The 26952-nt window shown below is 72.0% G+C and carries 25 protein-coding genes; 18 read left to right on the forward strand and 7 right to left on the reverse strand.

All coding sequences use genetic code 11. The features are described 5' to 3' along the window. The first annotated feature begins 66 nt into the window (after nucleotides 1-66). The 6 genes from RM704_RS26040 to RM704_RS26065 all read left to right on the forward strand — a co-directional run bounded on the left by RM704_RS26040 (nucleotide 67) and on the right by RM704_RS26065 (nucleotide 7600). Complete coding sequence (locus RM704_RS26040; RefSeq protein ID WP_033525252.1) at nucleotides 67-1875, forward strand: methylmalonyl-CoA mutase subunit beta; 1809 nt, start codon at nucleotides 67-69, stop codon at nucleotides 1873-1875. Next, nucleotides 1875-4076: a methylmalonyl-CoA mutase gene (scpA, locus tag RM704_RS26045; RefSeq protein WP_033525251.1), complete on the forward strand. Its 2202-nt coding sequence runs from the start codon at nucleotides 1875-1877 to the stop codon at nucleotides 4074-4076. Before RM704_RS26040 ends, scpA begins: the two co-directional genes overlap by 1 nt. Then, a complete protein-coding gene (gene meaB, locus RM704_RS26050) occupies nucleotides 4073-5068 on the forward strand; it encodes a methylmalonyl Co-A mutase-associated GTPase MeaB (protein WP_033525250.1) in 996 nt (331 codons plus the stop codon). Before scpA ends, meaB begins: the two co-directional genes overlap by 4 nt. Before the next feature lie 112 nt (nucleotides 5069-5180). Then, the gene (locus RM704_RS26055) at nucleotides 5181-5726 is read left to right on the forward strand and encodes a hypothetical protein (RefSeq protein WP_033525249.1); all 546 of its coding nucleotides are present in this window, start codon (nucleotides 5181-5183) and stop codon (nucleotides 5724-5726) included. Between the two features lie 207 nt (nucleotides 5727-5933). Continuing rightward, nucleotides 5934-6602: a class F sortase gene (locus RM704_RS26060; RefSeq protein WP_192829563.1), complete on the forward strand. Its 669-nt coding sequence runs from the start codon at nucleotides 5934-5936 to the stop codon at nucleotides 6600-6602. A gap of 176 nt (nucleotides 6603-6778) precedes the next feature. Continuing rightward, nucleotides 6779-7600 carry a carbonic anhydrase gene (locus RM704_RS26065; RefSeq protein WP_033525248.1) on the forward strand — a complete coding sequence of 274 codons (822 nt, stop codon included), beginning with the start codon at nucleotides 6779-6781 and terminating at the stop codon, nucleotides 7598-7600. Between the two features lie 103 nt (nucleotides 7601-7703). Here the strand turns inward: RM704_RS26065 and RM704_RS26070 are convergent, their stop codons facing one another. Then, complete coding sequence (locus tag RM704_RS26070; RefSeq protein ID WP_033525247.1) at nucleotides 7704-8153, reverse strand: DUF6299 family protein; 450 nt, start codon at nucleotides 8151-8153, stop codon at nucleotides 7704-7706. Nucleotides 8154-8441: 288 nt separating this feature from the next. Here RM704_RS26070 and RM704_RS26075 point away from each other — a divergent pair, with 288 nt between their 5' ends. Then, complete coding sequence (locus RM704_RS26075) at nucleotides 8442-8630, forward strand: DUF5999 family protein (protein ID WP_033525246.1); 189 nt, start codon at nucleotides 8442-8444, stop codon at nucleotides 8628-8630. A gap of 13 nt (nucleotides 8631-8643) precedes the next feature. On the opposite strand, the gene RM704_RS26080 is transcribed toward RM704_RS26075, so the two are convergent. Continuing rightward, a complete protein-coding gene (locus RM704_RS26080) occupies nucleotides 8644-9042 on the reverse strand; it encodes a RidA family protein (RefSeq protein ID WP_033525245.1) in 399 nt (132 codons plus the stop codon). Then, a complete protein-coding gene (locus RM704_RS26085; RefSeq protein ID WP_033525244.1) occupies nucleotides 9039-10178 on the reverse strand; it encodes an acyl-CoA dehydrogenase family protein in 1140 nt (379 codons plus the stop codon). The genes RM704_RS26080 and RM704_RS26085 overlap by 4 nt, the downstream gene beginning before the upstream one ends. 166 nt (nucleotides 10179-10344) lie before the next feature. Here RM704_RS26085 and RM704_RS26090 point away from each other — a divergent pair, with 166 nt between their 5' ends. From RM704_RS26090 to RM704_RS26125, 8 genes are all read left to right on the forward strand, one after another. Continuing rightward, nucleotides 10345-11997, forward strand: coding sequence for an AMP-binding protein (locus tag RM704_RS26090; protein ID WP_033525243.1), 1653 nt, complete (start codon nucleotides 10345-10347; stop codon nucleotides 11995-11997). Between the two features lie 15 nt (nucleotides 11998-12012). Continuing rightward, nucleotides 12013-12831 carry a PaaX family transcriptional regulator gene (locus RM704_RS26095; protein WP_033525242.1) on the forward strand — a complete coding sequence of 273 codons (819 nt, stop codon included), beginning with the start codon at nucleotides 12013-12015 and terminating at the stop codon, nucleotides 12829-12831. Between the two features lie 84 nt (nucleotides 12832-12915). Then, nucleotides 12916-13812, forward strand: coding sequence for a sulfotransferase family protein (locus tag RM704_RS26100; protein WP_033525241.1), 897 nt, complete (start codon nucleotides 12916-12918; stop codon nucleotides 13810-13812). Next, nucleotides 13794-14219 carry a hypothetical protein gene (locus RM704_RS26105; RefSeq protein ID WP_078936932.1) on the forward strand — a complete coding sequence of 142 codons (426 nt, stop codon included), beginning with the start codon at nucleotides 13794-13796 and terminating at the stop codon, nucleotides 14217-14219. The genes RM704_RS26100 and RM704_RS26105 overlap by 19 nt, the downstream gene beginning before the upstream one ends. Next, nucleotides 14216-15460 (forward strand): glycosyltransferase family 4 protein, encoded by a 1245-nt coding sequence (locus RM704_RS26110; RefSeq protein ID WP_033525239.1) that lies wholly within the window; start codon nucleotides 14216-14218, stop codon nucleotides 15458-15460. Before RM704_RS26105 ends, RM704_RS26110 begins: the two co-directional genes overlap by 4 nt. Continuing rightward, nucleotides 15457-16017 (forward strand): adenylyl-sulfate kinase, encoded by a 561-nt coding sequence (cysC, locus tag RM704_RS26115; protein WP_033525238.1) that lies wholly within the window; start codon nucleotides 15457-15459, stop codon nucleotides 16015-16017. The genes RM704_RS26110 and cysC overlap by 4 nt, the downstream gene beginning before the upstream one ends. Next, nucleotides 16014-16916: a sulfate adenylyltransferase subunit CysD gene (gene cysD / locus RM704_RS26120; RefSeq protein ID WP_033525237.1), complete on the forward strand. Its 903-nt coding sequence runs from the start codon at nucleotides 16014-16016 to the stop codon at nucleotides 16914-16916. The genes cysC and cysD overlap by 4 nt, the downstream gene beginning before the upstream one ends. 2 nt (nucleotides 16917-16918) lie before the next feature. Then, on the forward strand, nucleotides 16919-18151 hold the full coding sequence (locus tag RM704_RS26125; protein WP_033525236.1) for a sulfate adenylyltransferase subunit 1: 1233 nt from the start codon (nucleotides 16919-16921) through the stop codon (nucleotides 18149-18151). On the opposite strand, the gene RM704_RS26130 is transcribed toward RM704_RS26125, so the two are convergent. Together RM704_RS26130 and RM704_RS26135 are read right to left on the reverse strand one after the other, a co-directional pair. Then, nucleotides 18138-20504 carry a bifunctional salicylyl-CoA 5-hydroxylase/oxidoreductase gene (locus RM704_RS26130; protein WP_078936931.1) on the reverse strand — a complete coding sequence of 789 codons (2367 nt, stop codon included), beginning with the start codon at nucleotides 20502-20504 and terminating at the stop codon, nucleotides 18138-18140. The two genes, RM704_RS26125 and RM704_RS26130, sit on opposite strands and share 14 nt — an antisense overlap. Next, nucleotides 20489-21316, reverse strand: a complete 828-nt coding sequence (locus RM704_RS26135; protein ID WP_033525234.1) for an enoyl-CoA hydratase family protein — start codon at nucleotides 21314-21316, stop codon at nucleotides 20489-20491. The genes RM704_RS26130 and RM704_RS26135 overlap by 16 nt, the downstream gene beginning before the upstream one ends. A gap of 414 nt (nucleotides 21317-21730) precedes the next feature. Here RM704_RS26135 and RM704_RS26140 point away from each other — a divergent pair, with 414 nt between their 5' ends. Next, a complete protein-coding gene (locus RM704_RS26140) occupies nucleotides 21731-22186 on the forward strand; it encodes an ATP-binding protein (RefSeq protein WP_438828950.1) in 456 nt (151 codons plus the stop codon). A 30-nt stretch (nucleotides 22187-22216) separates the two neighbouring features. Here the strand turns inward: RM704_RS26140 and argF are convergent, their stop codons facing one another. Both argF and RM704_RS26150 read right to left on the reverse strand, forming a co-directional pair. Then, nucleotides 22217-23224 (reverse strand): ornithine carbamoyltransferase, encoded by a 1008-nt coding sequence (gene argF / locus RM704_RS26145; protein ID WP_033525232.1) that lies wholly within the window; start codon nucleotides 23222-23224, stop codon nucleotides 22217-22219. An 85-nt stretch (nucleotides 23225-23309) separates the two neighbouring features. After that, nucleotides 23310-24533: an arginine deiminase gene (locus tag RM704_RS26150; RefSeq protein ID WP_033525231.1), complete on the reverse strand. Its 1224-nt coding sequence runs from the start codon at nucleotides 24531-24533 to the stop codon at nucleotides 23310-23312. Nucleotides 24534-24777: 244 nt separating this feature from the next. Here RM704_RS26150 and RM704_RS26155 point away from each other — a divergent pair, with 244 nt between their 5' ends. Next, complete coding sequence (locus tag RM704_RS26155) at nucleotides 24778-25929, forward strand: SPFH domain-containing protein (protein WP_033525230.1); 1152 nt, start codon at nucleotides 24778-24780, stop codon at nucleotides 25927-25929. Continuing rightward, entirely contained in the window at nucleotides 25926-26939 is a 1014-nt protein-coding gene (locus RM704_RS26160; protein ID WP_311591303.1) for an NAD(+)/NADH kinase, read from the forward strand. The genes RM704_RS26155 and RM704_RS26160 overlap by 4 nt, the downstream gene beginning before the upstream one ends. The last annotated feature ends 13 nt before the right edge of the window (nucleotides 26940-26952 follow it).

The following is a 26952-nucleotide window of genomic DNA, read 5'->3' on the forward strand; positions in this document are numbered from 1 at the left end:
AGGAGAGGGCAAGGTCACAGCCGTGCCCCCTGCTGCTCCTTTGGGCCTCTGGCCTAGCATCCGAGCATGACGGTCCTGCCTGACGACGGGCTTGAGCTGGCCGCCGAGTTCCCTGACGCAACCCACGAGCAGTGGCAGCGCCTCGTTGCGGGCGTGCTGCGCAAGTCGGGCAAGGACGTCGAGGGCGCTCAGGCCGAGGAAGCCCTGTCCACCGCGCTGGAGGACGGGCTGCGCACCCGTCCTCTCTACACCGCGCACGACACCGCGCCCCCCTCCGGCCACCCCGGCTTCGCGCCCTTCGTCCGAGGAGGACGGGCCGCCGGCACCTCCGTCGGCGGCTGGGACGTACGCCAGCGGCACACGGCGGCGGACGGCGAGGCGGTGCTGTCGGATCTGGAGAACGGCGTCACCTCCCTGTGGCTGGTGCTCGGCGCAGGCGGCTTCCCGGTGGAGTCGCTCGGCCGGGTCCTCGACGGCGTCCACCTCGACCTCGCGCCCGTCGTCCTGGACGCGGGCGCCGAAGTGGACGGCGCAGCACGGGAGTTGCTGCGGCTGTACACCGAGCGGGGTGTCACCGGGGCGGCGGCGCGCGGCAACCTGGGCGCGGACCCCCTCGGCCACGAGGCCCGCACCGGACAGACCTACGACGTCGCACCCGTGGTCGACCTCGCCCGCCGGTGCGCCGAGGAGTACCCGGGGCTGCGCGCCCTGACCGTGGACGCCCTGCCGTACCACGAGGCCGGTGGCTCGGCGGCACAGGAGCTGGGCGCCTCGCTCGCGACCGGCGTCGCGTACCTCCGGGAGCTGACGGGGGCCGGCCTGAGCGTCGAACAGGCCTGTGGGCAGCTGGAGTTCCGCTACGCGGCCACCGCCGACCAGTTCCTGACCATCGCCAAGCTGCGCGCCGCGCGCCGCCTCTGGGCCCGGGTGGCCGAGGTGTGCGGGGTGCCCGCCGCCGGGGCGCAGACCCAGCACGCGGTGACCTCGACGGTGATGATGACGCGCCGCGACCCGTGGGTGAACATGCTGCGCACGACCATCGCCACGCTGGCCGCCGGCGCGGGCGGCGCCGACTCCGTCACCGTGCTGCCCTTCGACCACAGGCTGGGCCTGCCGGACGCGTTCGCGCGGCGCATCGCCCGCAACACCTCGACGATCCTGATCGAGGAGTCCCACCTCGCCCGGGTGATCGATCCGGCGGGCGGCTCCTGGTACGTGGAACGGCTCACCGACGAACTCGCCCACGCGGGCTGGGAGTTCTTCCAGCGGATCGAGCGACTCGGCGGCCAGGCGGCCGCGTTGCGCTCGGGAGAGCTGGGCGGGGACCTCGCCGCCACCTGGACGGCGCGCGGCGACAAGCTCGCCAGGCGGCGCGAACCGGTCACCGGTGTCAGCGAGTTCCCGCACCTGGCCGAGAAGCCGGTCGTCCGCAGGCCCGCTCCCGAGCCGCCGTCCGGCGGCCTCCCCCGCGTCACGCGCGACGAGGCGTACGAGGCACTGCGGGCCCGGTCGGACGCCCACCTCGCCGCGACGGGCTCCCGCCCCCGGATCTACCTGGCCGCCCTCGGTCCGGCCGCCGCCCACACCGCCCGGCTCACCTTCGCCGCCAACCTCTTCCAGGCGGGCGGCATCGAGCCCGTCACGCAGGGCACGTTCGGGGAGAGCGGCGCCACCGAGGTCTGCCTGTGCTCCAGCGACGCCCTGTACGAGGAGCGCGCCGCGACCGAGGCGGCAGGGCTGAAGGCCGCCGGCGCCACGCACGTGTTCCTCGCCGGCCGCCCCGGGCAGTACACCGGCGTCGACGCCCACGTCTTCGCGGGCTGTGACGCCGTGACCGTCCTGTCCGCCACCCTCGACCGCATGGGAGTGTCCTGATGTCCGCCCCTTCCGGCCCCTCCGGCCCCTCCGTCCCCGACTTCACCGGGATCGAGCTGGGTTCCCCGTCCGTCGACGGCGGCGCCGACGAGTGGCGTACGGCGGTCGAGAAGACGGCCGACGGTGACGAGCCGCTGTGGGAGACCCCGGAGGGAATCCCGGTCAAGCCGCTCTACACCGGGCAGGACCTGGAGGGCCTGGACTTCCTGGACACCTACCCGGGCATGGCACCGTATCTGCGCGGCCCGTACCCGACGATGTACGTCAACCAGCCCTGGACGATCCGCCAGTACGCGGGCTTCTCCACGGCCGAGGAGTCGAACGCCTTCTACCGCCGCAACCTGGCGGCCGGTCAGAAGGGCCTGTCGGTCGCCTTCGACCTGCCCACCCACCGGGGCTACGACAGCGACCACCCGCGGGTGACCGGTGACGTCGGCATGGCGGGCGTGGCGATCGACTCGATCCTCGACATGCGCCAGCTCTTCGACGGCATCCCGCTCGACCGGATGACCGTGTCGATGACGATGAACGGCGCGGTGCTGCCCGTGCTCGCGCTCTACATCGTGGCGGCCGAGGAGCAGGGGGTACCGCCGGAGAAGCTGGCCGGGACCATCCAGAACGACATCCTCAAGGAGTTCATGGTCCGCAACACCTACATCTATCCGCCGAAGCCGTCCATGCGGATCATCTCCGACATCTTCGCCTTCACCTCGCAGAAGATGCCCCGCTACAACTCCATCTCGATCTCCGGCTACCACATCCAGGAGGCGGGCGCGACGGCCGACCTGGAGCTGGCGTACACGCTCGCGGACGGCGTCGAGTACATCCGGGCGGGCCGGGAGGCCGGCCTGGACGTGGACGCGTTCGCGCCCCGGCTGTCGTTCTTCTGGGCGATCGGCATGAACTTCTTCATGGAGGTCGCCAAGCTGCGCGCGGCCCGTCTGCTGTGGGCCAAGCTGGTGCGGCAGTTCGACCCGAAGAACAGCAAGTCGCTGTCGCTGCGCACCCATTCGCAGACCTCGGGCTGGTCACTGACCGCGCAGGACGTCTTCAACAACGTCACCCGCACCTGTGTGGAGGCGATGGCGGCCACCCAGGGCCACACCCAGTCGCTGCACACCAACGCGCTGGACGAGGCCCTGGCCCTGCCGACCGACTTCTCCGCGCGCATCGCCCGCAACACCCAGCTCCTCATCCAGCAGGAGTCCGGCACCACCCGCGTGATCGACCCGTGGGGCGGCAGCGCCTACGTGGAGAAGCTGACGTACGACCTCGCCCGCCGGGCCTGGCAGCACATCCAGGAGGTCGAGCAGGCGGGCGGCATGGCCAAGGCCATCGACGCGGGCATCCCCAAGCTGCGCATCGAGGAGGCGGCGGCCCGCACCCAGGCGCGGATCGACTCCGGGCGGCAGCCGGTCATCGGCGTCAACAAGTACAGGGTCGACAGCGACGAGCAGATCGACGTGCTCAAGGTCGACAACTCCTCCGTCCGGGCCCAGCAGATCGAGAAGCTGCGGCGGCTGCGCGCGGAGCGCGACGAGACCGCCTGCCAGGACGCGCTGGACGCGCTCACCCGGGCGGCCGGCGGCGAGGGCAACCTGCTGGAGCTGGCCGTGCGCGCGGCCCGCGCCAAGGCCACGGTCGGCGAGATCTCCGACGCCCTGGAGAAGGTGTACGGCCGGCACGCGAGCCAGATCCGTACGATCTCCGGCGTGTACCGCAACGAAGCCGGGGAGTCCCCGAACGTGGAGCGCACCCGGAGTCTGGTGGAGTCCTTCGCCGAGGCCGAGGGCCGCCGACCGCGCATCCTGGTCGCCAAGATGGGCCAGGACGGCCACGACCGGGGCCAGAAGGTGATCGCGACCGCCTTCGCCGACCTCGGCTTCGACGTGGACGTCGGCCCCCTGTTCCAGACCCCGGCCGAGGTGGCCCGCCAGGCCGTCGAGGCGGACGTCCACATCGTCGGGGTGTCGTCGCTGGCCGCGGGGCACCTCACCCTCGTACCGGCGCTCAAGGAGCAGCTGGCCGAGGAGGGGCGCGAGGACATCATGATCGTGGTCGGCGGGGTGATCCCGCCCCAGGACGTGCCCACGCTCCTGTCGATGGGAGCGGCGGCCGTCTTCCCGCCCGGGACGGTGATCCCGGACGCGGCCCACGACCTGGTGAAGCGGTTGTCGGACGACCTCGGGCACGACCTGTGATCGATGTCGACGCCTACGCCGAGGGTGTGCTCGACGGGAAGCGGGCGATCGTCGCCCGCGCCATCACCCTCGTCGAGTCCACCCGGCCCCAGCACCGCGCCCTGGCCCAGGAGCTGCTGACCGCGCTGCTGCCGCACAGCGGCCGGGCCCGGCGGATCGGGGTCAGCGGGGTGCCGGGCGTCGGCAAGTCCACGTTCATCGACGCGTTCGGCACGATGCTGACCTCGCTCGGACACCGTGTGGCGGTGCTGGCGGTGGACCCGTCGTCGAGCCGTACGGGCGGCTCGATCCTCGGCGACAAGACCCGGATGGAGCGGCTGGCCGTCGACCCGGCCGCCTTCGTCCGGCCCTCGCCGACGGCCGGGACGCTCGGCGGGGTGGCCAGGGCGACCCGCGAGTCGATGGTGGTGATGGAGGCGGCCGGCTACGACGTGGTGCTGGTGGAGACGGTGGGGGTCGGCCAGTCCGAGACGGCGGTCGCGAACATGGTCGACTCCTTCCTGCTCCTCACGCTCGCCCGCACCGGCGACCAGCTCCAGGGCATCAAGAAGGGCGTCCTGGAACTGGCCGACGTGCTCGCCGTCAACAAGGCGGACGGCCCGCACGAGCGGGACGCCCGCACGGCGGCACGGGAGCTGGCGGGCGCCCTGCGGCTGATGCACGGGAAGGACGCGGTCTGGACGCCGCCGGTGCTGAGCTGCAGCGCCCGCGAGTCGACCGGCCTGGACACCGTCTGGGAGCGCCTGGAGCAGCACCGCACGCTCCTGGACTCCACCGGCCGCCTCACCGCCAAGCGCCGGGACCAGCAGATCGACTGGACCTGGTCGATGGTCCGCGACGAGCTCCTCGGCCGGCTGCGCACCCACCCCGGCGTACGCTCCCTCGCGCCCGGCCTCGAACAGCGGGTCAGGGACGGCGAGTTGACGGCGACGCTGGCCGCCGAACGCATCCTGGAGGCGTTCGGGGACCGGTCCCCCGGTTCACCCGGCTGAGCGCCCTGAGTGGTGGCGGAGTGCGATTCGACTGACGGTGGATCACGTCGGAGCCGGGTCAAGTCAGCTGACGAAGCACCAGCTGCCCGGCCGCCGGCGGAAGGACCATCAGATGCGTTCTGCCCGCATGCTGCTCGTCACCGGGGCGGCGGCCGCCGTCCTCGCCGTCACCGCACCCGGCGCGTACGCCGACGGTGACGAGTGGGAGCACAAGGACAATGGCTACAGCAAGGAGCACGGCAAGGACAGCAGCCACGACGGCCCGCGCGGCGGGATTCACACAGGTGGCGGTGCGCTGACCTCGCCGGCCGGCGGAGAGGAGTGGGGCTCCGAGCGCTCCGGCAAGCCCGGGGCCGGGGGCTACGACAAGGAGGAGTCCGGCAAGGAGTCCTGGAACGGCGACCAGGCCAAGGACTCGTGGAAGGGCGGGCACGACCAGGAGTCGTGGAAGGACGACCACGACAAGGGCTCCTGGAAGGACGGCGAGGACGCGGGAGCCTGGAAGGGCGACCACGACAAGCCGCGCGGCGGTATGCACACCGGTGGCGGCGCGCTCGCCTCCCCGGCGGCGACGGCGGGCGGGATGGCGGTCCTCGCGGTGGCCGGTACGGGTATGTACGCCCTGCGGCGCAGGAAGACCGCCGGAAGCGTGGCCTGAGCCCATGCCGGGCGCGATACCTGGCGCGATAGCGGCCGGGCCGCCACACCCTGTGTCGTGTGGCGGCCCGGCCGGCGTTCCGACGTGCGGCCCGGCCCGGTCGGCGTTCCGACGTGCGGCCGCGTCCCTCCCCTCCACGGCGTGCGGCCCCGTCCGCCCGTCCTTCCGTCTGTTTCGTTCTGCTGCCGTACCTGTGAGGTGGTTCCGATGGCAGCCCAGCCTTCTCCCCCCGGCACCCGCGTCAATCTGACCGTGCTGTGCACCGTGGTCCTGCTGATCCTGGCGGTGAGCCTGTTCGGCGGCGAGGACTCCTCGTCCGACACCTCTCGCCCGCCGAACGCCCGCCACGCCCCGCAGGCAGCGCCCGCCTCCCCCGACGAGGAGGCCGCGCCGGTCGAGCGGCCGTCGGAGCGACGCCGGCGGGCGCCCCGGGCCGAACCGGTCCGGCTGCTCATCCCCGAGATCCGGGTGAGCGCCCCCTTCGTCCCCCTCTCCGTCGGCCGCTCGGGACAGCTCGACGCCCCGCCCGCCGACGACGTGAACCTCGTCGGCTGGCACGCCGAGGGCACCGTCCCCGGGGAGACGGGCACCGCGATCATCGCCGGGCACGTCGACACGGCGACCTCACCGGCGGTCTTCGCCGGGCTCGGCGAACTGGAGAAGGGGGACGTCTTCCACGTGGTGCGCTCGGACCGGACCAGGGTGTCCTTCGTGGTCGACGCCCTGGAGACGTTCGAGAAGGACGACTTCCCCGACGAGCGGGTGTACGCCGACGCGTCCCGGCCCGAGGTCCGGCTGATCACCTGCGCGGGCGACTACGACCGCAAGGTCATGGACTACACGGAGAACCTGGTGGTCTTCGCGCACCGGACCTGAGGCCCGGGGCGCAGAGCGCTCCCGCGCCGGAGGCGAACAGCAGGGGACGGGCTGTCCAAAAACCCTTCTCGGAGTGACCAAGAACGGTTCAAGGGACGGCCATGATTGATCAACGCACGTCCATGATTCCGCAACTTGAACGTTTGAGTGTTTAGCGCGGACGTACGTTCCTGCCCGTGAACCCTGACGCAACACCCCACAGAGGCGACGGCGCCGAGGCGACCGCCACCGGCGCGGACGCCCCGATATCCCACGTCAAGCCGCGCGGCCGACGCTCCCTCCTGCGCGCCGCGCTGGCCGGTACCGCGGTCCTCGGCGGCGGCCTCGCGGTCGGCGCGTTCCCGGCCGACGCCGAGCCCGTGTCCCGCTCCGCCCGCACCACCCCCTCGCCCTCCCCCACCACCCGTACGCGGCCGAAGACGGCGGACGAGGCGCTGACGGAGCTGTCGAAGGGCAACCGCCGCTGGCGGACCTTCCACGAGCAGCACCCCGACGAGGACTACGCCGTGCGCAAGTCCCTGACGACCGGTCAGCAGCCCTTCGCGCTCGTCCTCGGCTGCATCGACTCCCGCGTCCCCCCGGAGCTGGTCTTCGACCAGGGCCTCGGCGACCTGATGACCGTGCGCAGCGCGGGCGAGGTGCTGGACCGGTCGGTGCTCGGCAGCGTCAAGTACGGCGTCCTCGAACTGAAGATCCCGCTGGTCGTGGTGCTCGGTCACCAGTCCTGCGGCGCCGTGAAGGCGGCCGTCGCGGTGGACGAGAGCGGTGAGGAACTGCCGAGCGGCATCCAGTACATCGCGGACGAGATCGCTCCGGCCATCGACCACAGCGTGACCGGCGACGCCCGGGTCGCGGCGACCATCGACGCGAACGTGCGGCTCGTCCGCTCCAAGCTCATGGCCGACCCCGACATCGCCGCCAAGCTGAAGGCCGGCGAGGTGGCCGTCGTCGGCTCCCGCTACGACCTGACGACCCAGCGGGTGCACCAGCTCAAGTAGCGGCCCCGGACAGGGAGAAGGCGGCTCCGGTGCACCACCCACCACCGGGGCCGCCTTCGCGTCTGTCGTGCGTCGCCGGACCGCGCCCGGCGGCCGGCGGGGCTCAGCCCTCGACGAGGGTGATGTCCTGGTGCCGCACGGCGTGGAACCTGGGCAGCGGAAGACCGCTGCCCGAGAGCTCCGTGACGGTGGCCTCCACCCGGGCGGGGCCGGGCCGGAAGCGGCCCGGGGCGGCCTTGTCGGTGTTGGTCCAGGAGTGGTCGGCGCCGTCGCACACCGCCGACGTGCCGCCGACCCCCTTGCGGACGTAGCTGTCGCCCTGCTGGAGCGAGGACGAGACGAAGACGGGACCGTTGCCGCCGAGACAGCGGTAGGTGCCGGACAGGGTGAGGGTACCGTCCGGGGCCACGAGCCCGGTGGGGTCGATGGTCACCGTCTCGGACGGCTCGATCGTGGCACCGGCGGACGGGGCCGCGGCGAGCAGCAGCAGCGCGGCGCCGGCGGCCGCGCCGAGAAACCGGGGGACGCGCGCGAAGGCCGGGGACAAGGGCATGGGGTACCTCCTTGGACGGGGTTCCAGCGGGGTTCCAGAGGTACCCGCCACTTCGTCCGCTCTTGCGATCATCACCCTTTTGTCGGCGCGCCGTTCCGCCGTCCTCACCACGCGCGCGATCCCGCGCGGACGGCGTGCGAGCGGCGTTATGTCCGCGTCCTGTCACGGCACGTCCGGGTGCTGTCACGTCTCGCGCGGGGGTGTGGCGATGAGTTGCGGGCGCGGGCATGGTCTGTAGTGCGAGGCGGTGACGCACCGCCGGCACTCACCACGACGTGGAGGCGCGCCATGTGTTCACACCAGCCCCTGTGCCCCTCGGCCGACAGCTCCGACCGCGACGCCGCGCACATCGTCGCCTTCCACCCCGAGCAGGGCTGGAACCTGCTCTGCAACGGGGCGATCGTCTTCGACGACACCGGCGAGCTGCTGCCCGACGGCAGCATCGTCGCGCCGAGCCGGCTCGCGGTCGCGGCCTGACACCCCACCGGGTCTACGGCAGGACCGCGAAGCCGTCCAGCTCCACCCACGCCCGCTCGTCCCAGAGCCGTACGACGCCGACGACCGCCATCGCGGGATAGTCGCGGCCCGCCAACCTCTTCCAGATACGGCCCAGTCGGGGAGCCCGGCGCCGGTAGTCGGCGACGTCCGTCGCGTAGACCGTGACACGGGCGAGGTCGGCCGGTGTACCGCCGGCCGCCTCCAGCGCGGCCAGCAGATTGCCCAGGGCCCGCTCGAACTGCTCCTCCAGCGTCTCCCCCACGACCTCGCCGTCCGCGTCCAGCGCGGTCTGACCCGCCAGGAACACGACCCGGCTCCCGGTGGCGACGACGGCATGCGAGAAGCCGGTGGGGGGCGACAGCCCGGCCGGGTTCACCCGCTCGACGCTCATGCCGGCCTCTCCGGCGACCCGGTCCGCCGGTACAACTCCTTGGCGATGACCGTCCGTTGCACCTCGCTCGCCCCTTCGTAGATGCGTGGCGCCCGTACCTCCCGGTAGAGGTGTTCGAGCAGATGGCCGCGCCGCAGCGCCCGTGCCCCGTGCAACTGGACGGCCGCGTCGACGACGTACTGCGCGGTCTCCGTGGCCAGCAGCTTCGCCATCGCGGCCCGTCGCGGCACCTCCGGGTCCCCCGAGTCGTACGCCGTCGCCGCCGCGTAGACCATGAGCCGGGCGGCCTCCGTGCGCAGCGCCATCTCGGCGACCTGGTGGGAGACGGTCTGGAGGTCCCTCAGCTTGCCGCCGAACGCGTCCCGTCGGGCGGTGTGCGCGAGTGTGGCGTCCAGGGCCGCCTCGGCCATGCCGACCGCGAAGGCGCCGACGCTCGGGCGGAAGAGGTTGAGGGTGGCCATGGCGACGCGGAAGCCCTGGTCGGGTGTGCCGAGGACGTCGTCGGCGGTGACGGGGACGGCGTCGAGGCGCAGGGCGCCGATGGGGTGCGGCGAGAGCATGTCGAGGGGGGTGCCGGTGAGACCGGGGCGGTCGGCCGGGAGCAGGAAGGCGGTCACTCCGCGGGAGCCCGCGTCCGGGGTCGTGCGGGCGAAGACGGTGTAGAGGTCGGCCTCGGGGGCGTTGGAGATCCAGCACTTCTCACCGGTGAGCCGCCAGCGGCCGCGGCCGTCGGGTTCGGCGCGCAGGGAGAGGGCGGCCGCGTCCGACCCGGCGCCCGGCTCGCTGAGCGCGAAGGCCGCCACCGCGTCGCCGTCGCTCACCCGGGGCAGCCAGCGGGCCCGCTGCGCCTCGGTGCCGTGGGCGTGCACCGGGTGGGCGCCCAGCCCCTGGAGGGCCAGCGCCGTCTCGGCCTCCGTGCAGACGTACGCCAGTGACTCCCGCATCAGGCACAGGTCGAGCGCTCCCGAGGTGAACAGCCGGGAGAGCAGCCCCAGTCGGCCGAGTTCCGTGACGAGGGGGCGGTTGACGTGGCCGGGCTCGCCCTTGTCGGCCAGGGGGCGCAGGCGTTCGACGGCCAGCGCGCGCAGCTCGGCGCGCCAAGCGAGTTGTGCCGGTTCGAGCGAGAATGCGGTCATTGCCCGTCCCTTCTCCCCCAGGGGGGCCACCGCCGAGGTTATCGCGAACTGTTGACTGCCGTCACCAAGGCGATACGCTCGCTGGTGCGAGCCCACCCACGGCATGCCAGCCCGGCACTCCATTGCGAGCCCACTTCGGCAGGGACCACAGCAGGGGGCGAACGTCATGAATTCCAGGGTCACCGCCCATGTCGACACCTTCGCCCGGGACTGCCTCCCGCCGCCGGACCAGTGGCCCGAGCTGTCGTTCGACCTCCCCGAGCTGCGCTATCCGGACCGGCTGAACGCCGCCGCCGAGCTGCTCGACGGCGGTGAGCCCGGTCGGCCCGTGTTCCGCACGCCGGCCGGGGAGACCTGGACCTACGGCGAACTCCGGGCCCGTGTCGACCGGATCGCGCACACCCTCACCTCCACCCTCGGGGTGGTCCCGGGCAACCGGGTCCTGCTGCGCGGGCCCAGCACGCCCCTGCTGGCCGCGTGCTGGCTGGCGGTGCTCAAGGCGGGCGCGGTCGCGGTGACGGTGCTGGCGCAGCAGCGCCCGCAGGAACTGGCGACCATCTGCGAACTGGCGCGGGTGACCTTCGCGCTGTGCGACCTGCGGCATGTGGACGACCTCGTGAAGGCGGACGTCCCGGGGCTGAGGATCACCACCTTCGGCGGGGACGGGCCCGACGACCTGCTGGGGCTGCCGTCGGCGAACGGGGCGCGCGGCCCGTACGAGGCGGTGGACACGGCGGCCGACGACGTGGCGCTGATCGCGTTCACGTCCGGGACGACCGGGCGCCCCAAGGGGTGTGTCCACTTCCACCGGGATCTGCTGGCGATCGCGGACACCTTCTCCAGGCATGTGCTGCGGCCCCGGGCGGACGACGTGTTCACGGGTTCTCCCCCGCTCGGCTTCACGTTCGGCCTCGGCGGTCTCGTCGTCTTCCCGATGCGGGCCGGCGCCAGCGCGCTGCTGCTCGAACAGGCGGGCCCGAGGCAACTGCTGCCGGCGATCGCCGAGCACGGGGTGTCGGTGCTGTTCACCGCGCCGACCGCCTACCGCGCGATGCTGGGCGAACTGAACGGGAGGGTCGGGTCGGACGGGTCGGGTGACTCGGCCGGGTCCGGCCGGTACGACATCTCCTCGCTCAGGCGGTGTGTGTCGGCCGGCGAGAACCTGCCGGAGGCCACCTGGCGGGCCTGGCACGAGCGGACCGGGCTGCGGATCATCAACGGCATCGGCGCGACCGAGCTGCTGCACATCTTCATCTCGGCGGCCGACGACGCCGTACGGCCCGGGACGACGGGCGTGCCCGTGCCGGGATGGCGGGCGCGGGTGCAGGACACGGAGGGCAAGCCGGTGCCCGACGGGCAGCGGGGGCTGCTCGCGGTGCGCGGGCCGGTCGGGTGCCGCTATCTGGCGGACGAGCGGCAGCGGGAGTACGTTCGCGACGGCTGGAACGTCACGGGCGACACGTATGTCCGTGAGCCGGACGGGTACTTCCGCTATGTCGCCCGCGCCGACGACATGATCATCTCGGCCGGGTACAACATCGCGGGCCCCGAGGTCGAGGAGGCGCTGATGCGCCATCCGGACGTGGTGGAGACGGCGGTGGTCGGGCGGCCGGACGAGGCGCGCGGCCAGGTCGTCGTCGCCCATGTGGTGGTCGCGGCGGGTGCGCGCCGGGACGGCGAGGCGCTGCGCGCGTTCCTGAAGTCCGAGCTGGCGCCGTACAAATGTCCGCGTGAGTTCGTGTTCCTGGACGCGCTGCCGCGCACGGCGACCGGCAAACTCCAGCGGTTCCGCCTGCGCACCCTAGGTGACCAGCAGTGATACTGAAGACCTAAAATGATCAACGTGTCCGAACAGCACGCACCCCGTTCGCTCATCGTCACCCTCTACGGCGCCTACGGGCGTTCGGTGCCGGGCCCCGTGCCCGTCTCCGAGCTGATCCGGCTGCTCGCCGCGGTCGGTGTCGACGCGCCCTCCGTCCGCTCCTCGGTGTCCCGGCTGAAGCGGCGCGGCCTGCTGCTGCCGGCCCGCACCGCGACGGGCGCGGCCGGGTACGCGCTGTCGCAGGACGCGCGGCAGCTCCTGGAGGACGGCGACCGGCGGATCTACGCGACGGTGCCCGAGCGGGACGAGGGCTGGGTGCTGGCCGTGTTCTCGGTGCCGGAGTCGGAGCGGCAGAAGCGGCACGTGCTGCGCTCCCGGCTGGCCGGACTGGGTTTCGGCACGGCGGCGCCGGGCGTGTGGATCGCGCCGGCCCGGCTGTACGAGGAGACCCGTCACACCCTGACCCGACTGCGGCTCGACCCGTACGTGGACCTCTTCCGGGGCGAGCACCTCGGGTTCGCGGCGACCGCCGAGGCGGTGGCGCGGTGGTGGGACCTGGCCGGGATCGCCAAGCAGCACGAGGCGTTCCTCGACCGGCACGCGCCCGTGCTGCACGACTGGGAGCGGCGCGACGAGACCGGGCCGGAGGATGCCTACCGCGACTATCTGCTGGCCCTGGACTCCTGGCGCCATCTGCCGTACGCCGACCCCGGACTGCCCGCCGAACTGCTGCCCGCCAACTGGCCGGGTGTGCGCTCGGCGGCCGTGTTCCGGGCCCTGCACGCACGGCTGAGGGACGCGGGAGAGATGTTCGTGCGCACCGGAACGTAAAGACCTGCCACTTTCCTGCTCACTCAGGGAACCCTCAGGTTCTTACTTCAGTCTTCTCAGAATCTTTACTTACCATCCTGACGCATGAGTCTCATGCGCAACCTGAACCGTGCCCTCACCGCCACCACCGGTCTGCAGGTACGCAAGGCCGCCCCGGTCGCGCCCGCCGCGCCCAAGGCCACGGCGCCGAAGCAGACCGCGAAGAAGCCCACGGCGGTGTACCGATGTCCGGCTCCCGAGGATCTCGCCACGGACCGGCTGCTCAGGCGGCCGGTCTTCATCATGTCGCCCGTGCGCTCGGGCTCCACCCTGCTGCGCATGCTCCTGAACGCGCACCCGCGGCTGCATTCCCCGCACGAGTTGCACATACGCCGCCTGGAGGTCGGCTACGGCAGCAAGCTCTCCCAGAGGGCCATGAGCGCCCTCGACCTGGAGCGCGGTGATCTGGAGCATCTGCTGTGGGACCGCGTCATGCACCGCGAACTGGTCAAGTCCGGCAAGGACTTCATCGTCGAGAAGACCCCGAGCAACGCCTTCGTGTACGAGCGCATCCGGGACTGCTGGCCGGACGCCCGCTTCGTCTTCCTGCTGCGCCACCCGGTCTCCATCGCCCAGTCCTGGCACGAGGGCGACCCCGACAAGCGCACCTACGACGAGGCCGCCGCCGACGCGCTGCGCTACATGAAGGCCGTCGAGAAGGCGCGCAAGGGCACCACCGGCGGCCACACCGTGCGCTACGAGGACATCACCGCCGACGCCGAGAAGGAGCTGCGGGGGCTGTGCTCGTACCTCGACATCGACTTCGAGCCCACCATGCTCGACTACGGCAAGAAGGACGACGCCCAGGTCGTCAAGGGCCTCGGCGACTGGCGGGACAAGATCAGGACGGGTCAGGTGCAGGCCGGGCGGGCGCTGCCCGCCGAGGACGACATCCCCGACCCGCTGCGGCCCATGTGCGAGGCGTGGGGCTACAGCAAGTGAAGCCGCACGCCGAGATAGCCGAGGTCTGGCCGCGCGACGGACACATCAGGCTGGTCGGCCGCATCCACGGGATCCCGGCGAACGGGACCTGGCACCTCGTCCTCACCCGCCGCGCGCGCACGGGCCGGACGCTGCGCTACGACACCGACGTCAAGGGCGACCGCTTCGAGAGCGAGCTGCCCGTCGGCGACCTCGCCGCCGCGGACTACGCGCCCGTCGAGGAGTGGGACATCCACCTGACCGACGGCGAGGTCGAACTGCGCGCCGGGAAGCACCTCGACGACGTGCGCGGCAAGAAGAAGATCTTCGTGTATCCGGAGCAGCGCATCGGAGACCTCCGGGTGCGGCCCTACTACACGATCAAGGACAACCTGTCTCTGGAGTGCCGTACGGGAGGCTCCGCATGACCGACCCTCGACCACTCCCCCGGCGTCCCCGCATCCGCTATCTGCTGCTGCACGCGTACGGCCGGGGCGGGACCATCCGCACGGTGATGAACCAGGCCAACTCCCTGGTGGCGGCGGGCTGGACCGTGGAGATCGTCAGCGCCCTGCGCCGCCGCGACGACCTCCAGTTCCCGCTCGACCCCCGGGTGCGGGTCTCCACCGTCGTCGACCTGCGCGAGGGCGCCCACACCCCGCCCACCGGACTCCTCGCCCGCTGGCGCGACCGCAGACGCGGCGAACAGCTGGAGGCACCCGCCCGGCACATCCCCAAGGGCGAGTTCGGCTACCGCTACTTCAACCGGTACGTCGAGGACCGACTCATCGCGTACCTGCGGTCGTTGACCGACGGCGTCCTCGTCACCACCCGTCCCGCGCTGAACTTCCTGGCCGCGGAACACGCCACCGGCGGTGTGGTCCGGGTCGCCCAGGAGCACATGAACCTCGGCACCCACAAGCCGGACGTGCGGCGGCGCATCCAGGAGACGTACCCGCGCTTCGCCGCGGTCGCCGTGCTGACCGAACGCGACCGCGACGAGTACGCCGAACTCCTGCCCGGCACCAGGGTCGTCCGCATCCCCAACGCCGTGCACTCCCTCGACCAGGTCCCCGCCGACCCCGCGTCGAAGATCGCGGTGGCGGCCGGCCGGCTCTTCCCGCAGAAGGGCTTCGACCTGCTGATCCCGGCCTGGGCCAAGCTCGTCGAGACCCACCCCGACTGGCAACTGAGAATTTACGGCAGCGGCGAGAAGAAGTCAGAACTACGCCACCTCATCGAAGAACACCATCTCTACAATCACGTGTTCCTCATGGGACACACCGACCGCTTGGACGACGAACTCGCCAAGGCCTCCTTCTACGTGCTCAGTTCGCGCTTCGAAGGACTGCCGATGGTGATGATCGAGGCGATGAGCCACGCCCTCCCCGTGGTGAGCTTCGACTGCCCGACCGGCCCCGCCGATGTGCTGACGCACGGCGTGGACGGGCTGCTCGTCGCGCCCGAGGACCCCGACGCGCTCGCCGACGCCATGGCCAGGCTGATGGCCGACGAGGTGCTGCGCGCCGACATGGGCGTGGCCGCGGTCCTGACGGCCGCCTCCTACGGCCCGGACTCCGTCCACCATCGCTGGGAGTCCCTCTTCACCTCCCTCCACGAGCAACGGCACGGCATCGCCGCCGACGCCGCGAAAGGAACCCACGCATGACCACCTCGTCCAGGGCCGCCAAGGCCCAGGGAGCCACGGTCTGGCTCACCGGACTGCCGAGTGCGGGCAAGACCACGATCGCCCGCGTCCTCGCCGGCCGGCTGCGCTCCGAGGGGCACCGGGTGGAGGTCCTCGACGGTGACGAGATCCGCCGCTTCCTCTCCGCCGGCCTCGGCTTCTCCCGCGCGGACCGCAACACCAACGTGCAGCGCATCGGCCTGGTCGCCGAGGTCCTCGCCCGCAACGGCGTCCTGGCGCTGGTGCCGGTCATCGCGCCGTACGCCGACAGCCGGGAGGCCGTCCGCAAGCGCCACGACGTGAGCGGCACCCCGTACGTCGAGGTGCATGTCGCCACCCCCGTCGAGGTGTGCAGCGAGCGCGACGTGAAGGGGCTGTACGCGAGGCAGGCCGCGGGCCGGCTCAAGGGCCTCACCGGCGTCGACGACCCGTACGAGCCGCCGGCCGACCCCGCGCTCTGCCTCACCACACAGGACCAGACGCCCGACGAGTCGGCCGCGGCCGTGTACGCGCTGCTGGCGGAGCGGGGGCTCGTATGACCGTCCCCACCCTGTCGCACCTGGACGCGTTGGAGTCCGAGGCGGTGCACATCTTCCGCGAGGTGGCGGGCGAGTTCGAACGGCCGGTGATCCTCTTCTCCGGCGGCAAGGACTCCATCGTCATGCTGCACCTGGCACTGAAGGCCTTCGCCCCCGCGGCGGTCCCCTTCTCCCTGCTGCACGTCGACACCGGACACAACTTCCCCGAGGTCCTCGACTACCGCGACCGCACCGTGGCCGCGCACGGACTGCGGCTGCACGTGGCCTCAGTCCAGGACTACATCGACCGCGGCGTCCTGCGCGAACGCCCCGACGGCACCCGCAACCCCCTGCAGACCGTCCCGTTGACCGAGAAGATCCAGGCGGAGAAGTTCGACGCCGTCTTCGGCGGTGGCCGCCGGGACGAGGAGAAGGCGCGCGCCAAGGAGCGGGTGTTCTCGCTGCGGGACGAGTTCTCCCAGTGGGACCCGCGCCGCCAGCGCCCCGAGCTGTGGAACCTCTACAACGGCCGCCACGCGCCCGGCGAGCACGTCCGCGTCTTCCCGCTCTCCAACTGGACCGAACTGGACGTCTGGCAGTACATCGCCCGCGAGGGCATCGAACTGCCGGAGATCTACTTCGCCCACCACCGTGAGGTGTTCCGGCGGGCCGGGATGTGGCTGACGGCCGGTGAGTGGGGCGGCCCGAAGGACGGCGAGACCGTCGAGAAGCGCCAGGTGCGGTACCGGACGGTCGGCGACATGTCCTGCACGGGTGCCGTGGATTCGGACGCGGCGACGCTCGACCAGGTGATCGCCGAGATCGCCGCCTCCCGGCTCACCGAGCGGGGCGCGACCCGTGCCGACGACAAGATGTCCGAGGCCGCGATGGAAGACCGTAAGCGCGAGGGGTACTTCTAGCCATGAGCACCACCACCATCGACACCCTTCGCTTCGCGACGGCCGGGTCGGTCGACGACGGCAAGTCCACCCTGGTGGGCCGCCTGCTGCACGACTCCAAGTCGATCCTCACCGATCAACTGGAGGCCGTGGAACGGGTATCGGCCGGCCGCGGCCAGGAAGGCCCCGACCTCGCGCTGCTCACCGACGGCCTGCGCGCCGAACGCGAACAGGGCATCACCATCGACGTGGCCTACCGCTACTTCGCCACCACCCGCCGCCGCTTCATCCTCGCCGACACCCCCGGCCACGTGCAGTACACCCGCAACATGGTCACCGGCGCCTCCACCGCCGAACTGGCGATCGTCCTCGTGGACGCGCGCCACGGCGTCGTCGAGCAGACCCGGCGGCACGCGGCCGTGGCGGCGCTGCTGCGGGTGCCGCACGTCGTGCTGGCCGTGAACAAGATGGACCTCGTCGGGTACGAGGAGCGGGAGTTCCGCGGGATCGTCGACGACTTCACCCGGCACGCCGACACACTGGGACTGTCCGGCTTCACGTCGATCCCGGTCTCGGCGCTCGTCGGTGACAACGTCGTCGACCGGTCCGGGCGGATGGACTGGTACGACGGTCCGGCGCTCCTGGAGTTCCTGGAGACCGTGCCGGTGGGGCGGGAGGCGACGGACGCCCCGGCCCGCTTCCCCGTGCAGTACGTGATCCGGCACGGCGAAGGCCGGCACTACGCGGGGCAGTTGGTGTCGGGGACGCTGCGGGTCGGTGACCCGGTGACCGTCCATCCGTCCGGTGAGACCTCCGAGATCACGGGCATCGACGTCCTCGGCGAGACGGCGGAGGCCGCGTGCGCGCCGCAGTCGATCAGCGTGCGCCTGGCGGACCAGCGGGATGTCTCACGAGGGGACATGATCACGACGGCCGCGGCCGGTACGCCTACCCTCACGCGGGACGTCCGCGCCGCCGTCTGCCATCTGGCCGAGCGACCGCTGAGCGTGGGAGACCGCGTACTGCTCCGGCACACCACCCGCACCGTCAAGGCCGTCGTCAAGGACCTCGGCGGCCACCGGGAGCTGACCACGAACGAACTCGGCCGGATCGCCCTGCGCACGGCCGAGCCGTTGGCCGTGGACGACTACGCGGCGGTACGGCGCACCGGTTCGTTCATCCTGGTCGACCCGGCGGACGGCGCGACACTGACGGCGGGCATGGTGGACCTCTCGTCGCCCCCTAGGACAGGGTGAGCCGGGGTCTGGGGGCGTCGGCGCGACCCGTGGTGGGGCGGCGGCTGCCGGCCCGGTAGGGGGCGGGCCAGGGTGCGCCCGGTCCCTCGTAGCCCTGTTCGGCGGCCGCGTGGAGCGTCCAGTGGGGGTCGTAGAGGTGGGGACGGGCAAGGGCGCAGAGGTCGGTGCGGCCCGCCAGGATCAGGGAGTTGACGTCGTCCCAGGAGGAGATGGCGCCGACGGCGATCACCGGCACTCGCACCTCGTGCCGGATGCGGTCCGCGTACGGGGTCTGGTACGAGCGGCCGTACTCGGGTTGCTCGTCGGCGACGACCTGTCCCGTCGAGACGTCGATCGCGTCGGCGCCGTGCGCGGCGAAGGCACGGGCGATCGCGACGGCGTCGTCGCCGGTGGTGCCCCCGTCCGCCCAGTCGGTCGCGGAGATGCGGACGGTCATGGGCCGCTCCTCCGGCCACACCGCCCTGACGGCGTCGAAGACTTCGAGCGGGAAGCGGAGCCGGTGGTCGAGCGAGCCGCCGTAGCGGTCGGTGCGGCGGTTGGTCAGCGGTGAGAGGAAGCCGGAGAGCAGATAGCCGTGGGCGCAGTGGAGTTCGAGGAGGTCGAAACCGCTGCGGGCGGCCCTGAGCGCGGCCGAGGCGAACTGCTCCCGGATGTCGGTGAGTTGGGCACGGGAGAGGGCGCGCGGTGTCTGGCTGCCCGGCTTGTACGGGAGCGGGGAGGCCGCGGTCAGGGGCCAGTTGCCGGTGTCCAGCGGTTCGTCGATGCCCTCCCACATCAGCTTGGTCGAGCCCTTGCGGCCGGAGTGGCCGAGCTGCACCCCGATGGCCGTGCCCGGCGCCTGCTCGTGCACGAAGTTCACCGTGCGGCGCCAGGCGTCGGCCTGCCGGGTGTTCCAGAGCCCGGCGCAGCCCGGGGTGATCCGCCCTTCGGGGCTCACGCACACCATCTCGGTCATCACCAGCCCGGCGCCGCCGAGGGCGCGGGCGCCCAGATGCACGAGGTGGAAGTCGCCGGGGACGCCGTCGGTCGCCGAGTACATGTCCATCGGGGAGACGACGACCCGGTTGCGCAGGGTCAGCCCGCGCAGCCGGAAAGGGGTGAACATCGGCGGTGTGCCGGGCGGGCAGCCGAACTCCCTCTCCACCGCGCCGGTGAACTGAGCGTCGCGCAGGCGGAGGTTGTCGTGGGTGACGCGGCGGCTGCGGGTGAGGAGGTTGAAGGCGAACTGGCGGGGGGGCTGGTCGAGATGGAGAGCGATGTTCTCGAACCACTCCAGACTGGCTCGCGCGGCACGCTGGGTGGAGGCGACCACCGGACGCCGTTCCTCCTCGTACGCCTTCAACGCCCGCTCCTGATCGGGCTGTTCCTCCAGACACGCGACCAGAGCCAGTGCGTCCTCGACGGCCAGCTTCGTCCCCGAACCGATGGAGAAGTGCGCGGTGTGCGCGGCGTCGCCGAGCAGGACCAGGTTGCCGTGCGACCAGCGCTCGTTGACGACCGTGCGGAAGGTCGTCCAGGTGGAGTTGTTGGAGCGCAGGGGCCGTCCGCCGAGCGCGTCCGCGAAGAGCTTCGCGCACCGTTCGGCCGACTCCCGTTCGTCCGCCCGGTCCAGGCCGGCGGCCCGCCACACCTCCTCGCGCATCTCCACGATGACGGTGGACGCGCCGGACTGATCCTGCGGCCCGGAGGGCCTGGTTGCGGGGTGGTGGTCGGGTACCGGGCGGGCATACGGGTAGCCGTGCAGCTGCGCCACGCCGTGCTCGGTCTCGACGATCTCGAAGCGGAACGCCTCGAAGGCGAAGTCGGCGGCGAGCCAGATGTAGCGGCAGCGATGCGTCTCGACGGTCGGCCGGAACACCTCCGCGTACGCCTCGCGCGTCGCGCTGTGCACGCCGTCCGCCGCGATGACCAGGTCGTACGTCTCGCAGAGCCAGGAGGGGTACGGGGCCTCCGTGCCGAAGCGGAGGTCCACGCCGAGGGAACGGCAGCGGTCGTGCAGGATCCGCAGGAGGGTGCGGCGGCCGAGGGCGGCGAAGCCGTGTCCTCCGGACGTGTGCCGGGTGCCGCGGTGGACGATGTCGATGTCGTCCCAGCGGGTGAAGTGCGCTTGCAGGGCCTCGTGGACCTGGGGGTCGGCGTGTTCTATGCCGCCGAGGGTCTCGTCGGAGAGGACCACGCCGAAGCCGAAGGTGTCGTTCGGGGGGTTGCGTTCCCAGAGGGTGATCTCACGGGTGGGGTCGAGGCGTTTGAGGAGGGCGGCGGCGTAGAGGCCGCCGGGGCCGCCGCCGATGATCGCTATGCGGGTGGGCATCGCAGGTGAGGTCGGCGGGGGTGGCATCAGCGGCCCTGCCATTTCGGGGGGCGCTTCTCTGTGAACGCCGCGTGGAATTCCTTGTAGTCCTCGCCGGTCATCAGCAGGGCCTGGGTCGCCGCGTCGAGTTCCACGGCGGCCGACAGGGGCATGTCCAGCTCGGCCGTCAGCAGGGCCTTCGTCTGGGCGTGGGCCAGGGCCGGGCCCTCGGCCAGGCGGCGCGCCAGGGTCCGCGCGGCCCCGTCGGCACCGCCCTCGTCGGCGAGGTGGCTGATGAGGCCGATCCGCTCGGCCTCGGCGGCACGGACGGGTTCGCCGAGCATGAGGAGACGGGTGGCGTGACCGAGGCCGACGACGCGGGGCAGGAGGTAGGCGGCGCCCATGTCACCGCCGGAGAGGCCCACACGGGTGAAGAGGAAGGAGAAGCGGGCGGTGGGATCGGCCACCCGGAAGTCGGCGGCCAGGGCGAGGACCGCGCCGGCGCCCGCCGCCACGCCGTGCACCGCGGCGATCACGGGGAAGGGGCATTCGCGGACGGCTCGTACGACCTGCCCGGTCATGCGGTTGAAGTCGAGCAGCTGGGCGGTGTCCATGGCGAGGGTGGCGCCGATGATCTCGTCGACGTCCCCGCCGGAGCAGAAGCCGCGGCCGGCGCCCGCCAGCACCAGGACCCGTACGGATCTCTCCCGGGAGAGTTCGGCGAGCAGATCGCGCAGGTCGGCGTAGGCGCCGAAGGTGAGGGCGTTCAGCTTCTCCGGGCGGGCGAGGGTGACGGTGGCGACGCCGTCGGTGATCTCGCACCGCAGATGCCGCCAGTCGGAGGTGCGGGCGGCGGAGCCGGTGAAGGGACTCATACGGGCGGCCTCCTCGGGGGCTGGCCGCAGCGCTGCGGCTCCTTCCCTGCCTCATGAAGTTATCACCGATATCTGACTGCCGTCACGAGTGCGCGATAGGAGGATCGCGCCGCCGTGGGAGGGGCGGGGAACCTCGGCCGGGAGGGGCGGGGAACCTAGGCCGGGAGGGGCGCAGGACCGCGGCCGGGGCAGGGCGACACGAGGGCGGCAGGAGGGCGGGCGGGCCCCCGTGACTCGGTCACGGACGTTCGACAAGCCGGTAACGACGGGCTCGGTCGGGCGCGGCCGGACGTTGGCGTGGGTAGACCGCCGTCAACGGGGCCGACGGTCCCCCGCGGCGCCCGCCGAGCGGCTTCGCCGGTCCGCGCCGTACCATTCGTAACGTTGAAAGCAGGACGAGCCATGACCTGCTCCATGAACGGATCCGCCGCCTTGCAAGAACCCTCCGCCCCCGCCTCCTGGCGCATCGCGCTGCCGCACACCGCCGCGGCCGTGCCCGTGGCCCGCGCGTTGGTGCGGACGGCGCTGACCGAGCTGGAGCACGGGGCGGACTGCGACACGGCGGAGCTGCTCACGGCGGAGCTGGTCGCGAACGCGATCGAGCACGCCGTCGGCGAGGGCCCCATAGAGCTGGTCGTCGAGCTGGTGCCGAGCGGCTGCAAGGTGGAGGTCCACGACCCCGATCCCGCTCCCCCGGGCGACCTCACCGCCCCGGGGCACCTGGACCCGGACCCCTGGCAGGAGCACGGCCGCGGTCTGCTCCTGATCCGCGCCCTCAGCTCCGCCTGCGGTCACCGCCCCACGGACTCGGGCAAGGCGGTGTGGTTCCGGTTGCCGACGGTGCCGCCGCAGCGCCGTCGTCACGCGTAGTTCCCGGCCCGGCGTCGCCGGGCATCGGCCTCAGGCCAGGGTCGCAACCAGGACCGCCTTGATCGTGTGCAGCCGGTTCTCCGCCTCGTCGAAGACGACGGAGTGCGACGACTCGAACACCTCGTCCGTGACCTCCAGCGAGTCCAGTCCGTGCCGCTCGTGGATCTCGCGGCCCACCTTGGTGCCGAGGTCGTGGAAGGCCGGCAGGCAGTGCAGGAACTTGACGTCGGAGTTGCCGGTCGCCCGCAGCACGTCCATGGTCACGGCGTACGGGGAGAGCGCCCCGATGCGCTCGTCCCAGACCTCCTTGGGCTCGCCCATGGAGACCCAGACGTCGGTGGCGACGAAGTCGGCGCCCTCGACCCCGTCGTGGACGTGCTCGGTGAGGGTGATCCGCGCGCCGCTGATCTCGGCGAGCTTGCGGGCGTGGGTGACGATCTCCTCGGCCGGCCAGTAGCTCTGCGGGGCGACGATCCGGACGTCCATGCCGAGCAGGGCCCCGGTCACCAGGTACGAGTTGCCCATGTTGAAGCGGGCGTCGCCGAGGTAGGCGAAGACCATCTCGTCGAGCGGCTTGTCGCTGTGCTCGGTCATGGTCATCACGTCGGCCAGCATCTGGGTGGGGTGCCAGTCGTCGGTGAGCCCGTTGTAGACCGGCACTCCGGCGTATGCCGCCAGCTCCTCGACGTTCGCCTGGCTCTCGCCCCGGTACTCGATCGCGTCGAACATCCGGCCGAGCACCCGCGCCGTGTCCTTGACCGACTCCTTGTGACCCATCTGGGAACCGGACGGGTCCAGGTAGGTCGTCCGGGCGCCCTGGTCGGCCGCGGCGACCTCGAACGCGCAGCGGGTGCGCGTCGAGGTCTTCTCGAAGACGAGCGCGATGTTCCTGCCCCGCAGGTGCCGGGTCTCCGTCCCGGCCTTCTTGGCCGCCTTCAGCTCCACGGCCAGCTCGATCAGCCCGCGGAACTCCTCCGCGGTGAAGTCCAGCTCCTTGAGGAAGTGGCGCCCGGCGAGGGCGTGGGGAACGGTCGCCATGGGGCGCTCCTGGGTCGACGGGACAGGGACAGCGAAAGGAAGACTGGAAGTCTATACGATGTTCCACATTTCTATACGGCCCCCCCTATACCGCGGATCTCTCCACCGGGCAGCTCATGCAGCGCGGCCCGCCCCTCCCCCGCCCCAGCTCGCTGCCCGGGATCTCGATCACCTCGATGCCCTGCTTGCGCAGATGCGTGTTGGTGGTGGCGTTGCGCTCGTAGGCGACGACGACGCCGGGCTCGACGGCGAGCACGTTGCAGCCGTCGTCCCACTGCTCCCGCTCGGCGGCGTGGACGTCCTGCGTGGCGGTGAGCACCCGGACGGCGTCGAGGCCGAGCGCGGCGGCGATCGCGCGGTGCATGTGCTCCGGCGGGTGGTCGGTGACCTTGAGCTCCTTCTCCCCGACGCCGGGTTCGATGGTGTACGAGCGGAGCATGCCGAGTCCGGCGTACTGGGTGAAGGTGTCGCCGTCGACCATGGTCATGACCGTGTCGAGGTGCATGAAGGCCCGGCGCTTGGGCATGTCGAGAGCCACGATGGTCTGCGCGGAGCCGGCGGCGAAGAGCTTGTGCGCGAGCATCTCGACGGCCTGCGGGGTGGTGCGCTCGCTCATGCCGATGAGAACGGCCCCGTTGCCGATGACGAGCACGTCGCCGCCCTCGATGGTGGACGGGTAGTCGGCCTGACCCTCCGACCAGACATGGAACGTCTCGGCGCGGAACAGCGGGTGGTGCCGGTAGATCGCCTCGAAGTGGACGGTCTCGCGCTGACGGGCGGGCCAGCGCATGGCGTTGATGGAGACCCCGTCGTAGATCCAGGCGGAGGTGTCGCGGGTGAAGAGGTGGTTGGGCAGGGGGTCGAGAAGGAATTCGTCCAGCTCCATGACGTGGAAGCGGACGGAGGCCGGCTCCATGTGCGCGTCGAGGAACTCGCGTTTGGTCATGCCGCCGATCAGCGCCTCGACCAGCTCGCGCACGGGCAGCGACTCGAAGGCGGCCCGGAGGTGGTCCGTGGCGAGCGGGCCGTACTCCTTCTCGTCGAAGACGCGGTCGAGAACGAGTTGCCGGGCCTGCGGAATCCGCATGACATCGGTGAGGAGGTCGCCGAAGAGGTGGACGGCGACGCCTCGGTCACGCAGCACGTCGGCGAATCCGTCGTGCTCGGCGCGCGCCCGGCGCACCCACAGCACATCGTCGAAGAGCAGCGCGGTCTTGTTGCTGGGGGTGAGCCTTTTGAGCTCAAGATCCGGCCGGTGCAGGATGACGCGGCGCAGGCGCCCGGCCTCGGAGTCGACATGGAATCCCATGCCCTCATCCTGACCATTCGGGCGCGTGTTCACCCTCCGGTCGGCCGAATCGGAATCCTTCCGGCACCTCCCTCTCGCCCTCCACATCGCCCTCCATCCCGTCCCCATCTCGCCCCCATCTCGTCCTCTTGACGATAAGCAGGCTCCTTCGTTATCGTCTAAGTGACATTAATCGGGCTCCGTCGTCGATCGGTCGTCGACCGGTCCTCGCGAGTCGATCAGCCCGTCACGAGGGGGATCATCCATGGCCGACATCACCAGACGGCTCGGCTGGCGGCATCTGCGCGGGGCGCCCACCGCGCACATCCGTCACCACCGCTCCGGGCGGCTCGCGCACGACGGCCCGGGGCTGAGCTTCTGGTACCGGTCGCTGAGCGCCGCGCTCTCCGAGGTCCCGGTGGACGATCGGGAGCTTGCGATGACCTTCCACGCCCGTACGTCCGACTTCCAGGACGTGTCCGTACAGGCGACCGTGACGTACCGGGTGAGCGACCCGGCGATCGCCGCCGCCCGGCTCGACTTCTCCATCGACCCCGACACGGGGGTCTGGCGCGGCGCTCCCCTGGAGCAGTTGTCGACCCTGCTGACGGAGACGGCCCAGCAGCACGCGCTGGACGTCCTGGCCCGTACGACGCTGGCCTCGGCCCTCGTCGACGGGGTCGCGGCGGTACGGGAACGGGTGGCCGGCGGGCTGGCGGCCGAGCCCCGGCTGCCGGCCACCGGGATCGAGATCGTGGCCGTCCGCGTGGTGGCGCTGCGGCCCGAGCCCGAGGTGGAGCGGGCGCTGCGCACACCGGCCCGGGAGCAGATCCAGCAGGAGGCCGACCGGGCGACGTACGAGCGCCGGGCCGTGGCCGTCGAGCGGGAGCGGGCCATCGCCGAGAACGAGCTGGCCAGCCAGATCGAACTCGCACGGCGCGAGGAGCAGTTGGTCGAGCAGCGGGGCACCAACGCCCGCCGGGAGGCGGAGGAGCGGGCCGCCGCGGACGCGGTGAAGGCGGGCGCGGAGGCGGCCCGGACGGTACGGCTGACGGAGGCGGAGGCCGAACGGACCGTGAAGCTCGCGGAGGCCGAGGCGGCGCGGAGTGTGCGGCTGGCCGACGCCGAGGCGGCGCGCAGCGTGAAGCTCGCGGAGGCGGAGGCGGTGCGGCAGGTCAAGCTGGCCGAGGCGGAGGCGCGGGCCGCGCGGGAGGTGGGTGCGGCGCGGGCCGAGGCGCAGGCGGCGTGGCTGCGGGTGCACGCCGAGGTGGACACCGCGACGCTGCACGCGCTGACCGGGACACGGCTCGCGGAGAACCTGCCGCGGATCGAGAGTGTGACGGTGTCGCCGGATGTCCTGACCGGGCTGCTGGCCAGGCTCGGCGGCGGGTCGGACAGCGGAGGGGACCCGGCGTGAGTCTCGCGCCACGTGTGGTGCTGGTCCATCGCACCACCGAGTACGAGGAGTTGGTGGCCCGGCACGGGACACACGGGCAGGCCGCCTTCTTCCTGCGGTCCCGGGGGCGGGACATCGAGGACGTGGCCGAGCGGCACCGGCGGGAACGCGGGGCGCTGGCCGAGGTCACGTCCTCGGTTCCGCTGACGTGGCGTCAGGCACGGGTCGAGCGTGCCGACCTGGACCGGTTTCTGTTCGCCCCCGAGGACGTGGTGGTCGTGGTCGGACAGGACGGCCTGGTGGCCAATGTGGCGAAGTACCTCGCCGGACAGCCGGTGGTGGGGATCAACCCCGATCCGCGACGCAACCCCGGGGTGCTGGTGCGGCATCAGCCCGGGCAGGCGGTGCGGTTGCTGTCCGCTTCGCTCCGACACGACTGCCCGATGGACGAGTTGACGATGGTCGAGGCCGTCGCGGACGACACACAGCGGCTGGTGGCGCTCAACGAGATCTATCTCGGCGCGGCGGGGCACCAGACCGCCCGGTACCGTCTGGGGCTCGACGGCGACAGGGGTGTCGTCGAGCCCCAGGCCTCGTCCGGGGTGCTCGTCGGGACGGGGACCGGGGCGAGCGGGTGGATCCGGTCCGTCTGGCAGGAACGGGCCAGCGCGCTGCCCCTTCCCGGCCCTGCCGAGGCCCGCCTCCTGTGGTTCGTCCGCGAGGCCTGGCCCTCCCCGGCGACCGGGACGTCCCTGGTGGCGGGGCAGTTGGCGGCGGCGTCCCACCTCCGTCTGACGGTCGAGTCGGATCGCCTCATCGCGTTCGGGGACGGGATGGAGGGGGACGCGCTGGAGCTGACGTGGGGGCAGACGGTGCGGGTGGGGGTGGCGGGGGTTCGGTTGCGGTTGGTTGGTGGGCTGAACGCCGGGGGTCGCCCCCCAGCCGCCCCCGCGTCGGCCGGTTCTTCGGGTGCGGGCGGGTGGGGCTTCTCGCGCCGTTCCCCGCGCCCCTACCGGGCCGCAGGCCCCTGACGGGGCGCGGCCC

The sequence above is a fragment of the Streptomyces gottesmaniae genome, assembly GCF_031845845.1.
In the GTDB taxonomy this organism is placed as follows: Bacteria; Actinomycetota; Actinomycetes; order Streptomycetales; family Streptomycetaceae; genus Streptomyces; species Streptomyces akebiae.

What these genes read in the sequence shown, in the direction of transcription:
- RM704_RS26055 (WP_033525249.1), top strand. Translation starts at nt 5,181, where the DNA reads ATGCGTTCTGCCCGCATGCTGCTCGTCACCGGGGCGGCGGCCGCCGTC.
- cysD (WP_033525237.1), top strand. Translation starts at nt 16,014, where the DNA reads ATGACCGTCCCCACCCTGTCGCACCTGGACGCGTTGGAGTCCGAGGCG.
- RM704_RS26110 (WP_033525239.1), top strand. Translation starts at nt 14,216, where the DNA reads ATGACCGACCCTCGACCACTCCCCCGGCGTCCCCGCATCCGCTATCTG.
- RM704_RS26100 (WP_033525241.1), top strand. Translation starts at nt 12,916, where the DNA reads ATGAGTCTCATGCGCAACCTGAACCGTGCCCTCACCGCCACCACCGGT.
- RM704_RS26125 (WP_033525236.1), top strand. Translation starts at nt 16,919, where the DNA reads ATGAGCACCACCACCATCGACACCCTTCGCTTCGCGACGGCCGGGTCG.
- RM704_RS26150 (WP_033525231.1), bottom strand. Translation starts at nt 24,533, where the DNA reads ATGGGATTCCATGTCGACTCCGAGGCCGGGCGCCTGCGCCGCGTCATC.
- RM704_RS26130 (WP_078936931.1), bottom strand. Translation starts at nt 20,504, where the DNA reads ATGGCAGGGCCGCTGATGCCACCCCCGCCGACCTCACCTGCGATGCCC.
- RM704_RS26085 (WP_033525244.1), bottom strand. Translation starts at nt 10,178, where the DNA reads ATGACCGCATTCTCGCTCGAACCGGCACAACTCGCTTGGCGCGCCGAG.
- RM704_RS26075 (WP_033525246.1), top strand. Translation starts at nt 8,442, where the DNA reads ATGTGTTCACACCAGCCCCTGTGCCCCTCGGCCGACAGCTCCGACCGC.
- argF (WP_033525232.1), bottom strand. Translation starts at nt 23,224, where the DNA reads ATGGCGACCGTTCCCCACGCCCTCGCCGGGCGCCACTTCCTCAAGGAG.
- RM704_RS26090 (WP_033525243.1), top strand. Translation starts at nt 10,345, where the DNA reads ATGAATTCCAGGGTCACCGCCCATGTCGACACCTTCGCCCGGGACTGC.
- RM704_RS26070 (WP_033525247.1), bottom strand. Translation starts at nt 8,153, where the DNA reads ATGCCCTTGTCCCCGGCCTTCGCGCGCGTCCCCCGGTTTCTCGGCGCG.
- RM704_RS26095 (WP_033525242.1), top strand. Translation starts at nt 12,013, where the DNA reads ATGATCAACGTGTCCGAACAGCACGCACCCCGTTCGCTCATCGTCACC.
- RM704_RS26135 (WP_033525234.1), bottom strand. Translation starts at nt 21,316, where the DNA reads ATGAGTCCCTTCACCGGCTCCGCCGCCCGCACCTCCGACTGGCGGCAT.
- RM704_RS26140 (WP_438828950.1), top strand. Translation starts at nt 21,731, where the DNA reads ATGAACGGATCCGCCGCCTTGCAAGAACCCTCCGCCCCCGCCTCCTGG.
- cysC (WP_033525238.1), top strand. Translation starts at nt 15,457, where the DNA reads ATGACCACCTCGTCCAGGGCCGCCAAGGCCCAGGGAGCCACGGTCTGG.
- RM704_RS26155 (WP_033525230.1), top strand. Translation starts at nt 24,778, where the DNA reads ATGGCCGACATCACCAGACGGCTCGGCTGGCGGCATCTGCGCGGGGCG.
- scpA (WP_033525251.1), top strand. Translation starts at nt 1,875, where the DNA reads ATGTCCGCCCCTTCCGGCCCCTCCGGCCCCTCCGTCCCCGACTTCACC.
- RM704_RS26040 (WP_033525252.1), top strand. Translation starts at nt 67, where the DNA reads ATGACGGTCCTGCCTGACGACGGGCTTGAGCTGGCCGCCGAGTTCCCT.
- RM704_RS26080 (WP_033525245.1), bottom strand. Translation starts at nt 9,042, where the DNA reads ATGAGCGTCGAGCGGGTGAACCCGGCCGGGCTGTCGCCCCCCACCGGC.
- RM704_RS26060 (WP_192829563.1), top strand. Translation starts at nt 5,934, where the DNA reads ATGGCAGCCCAGCCTTCTCCCCCCGGCACCCGCGTCAATCTGACCGTG.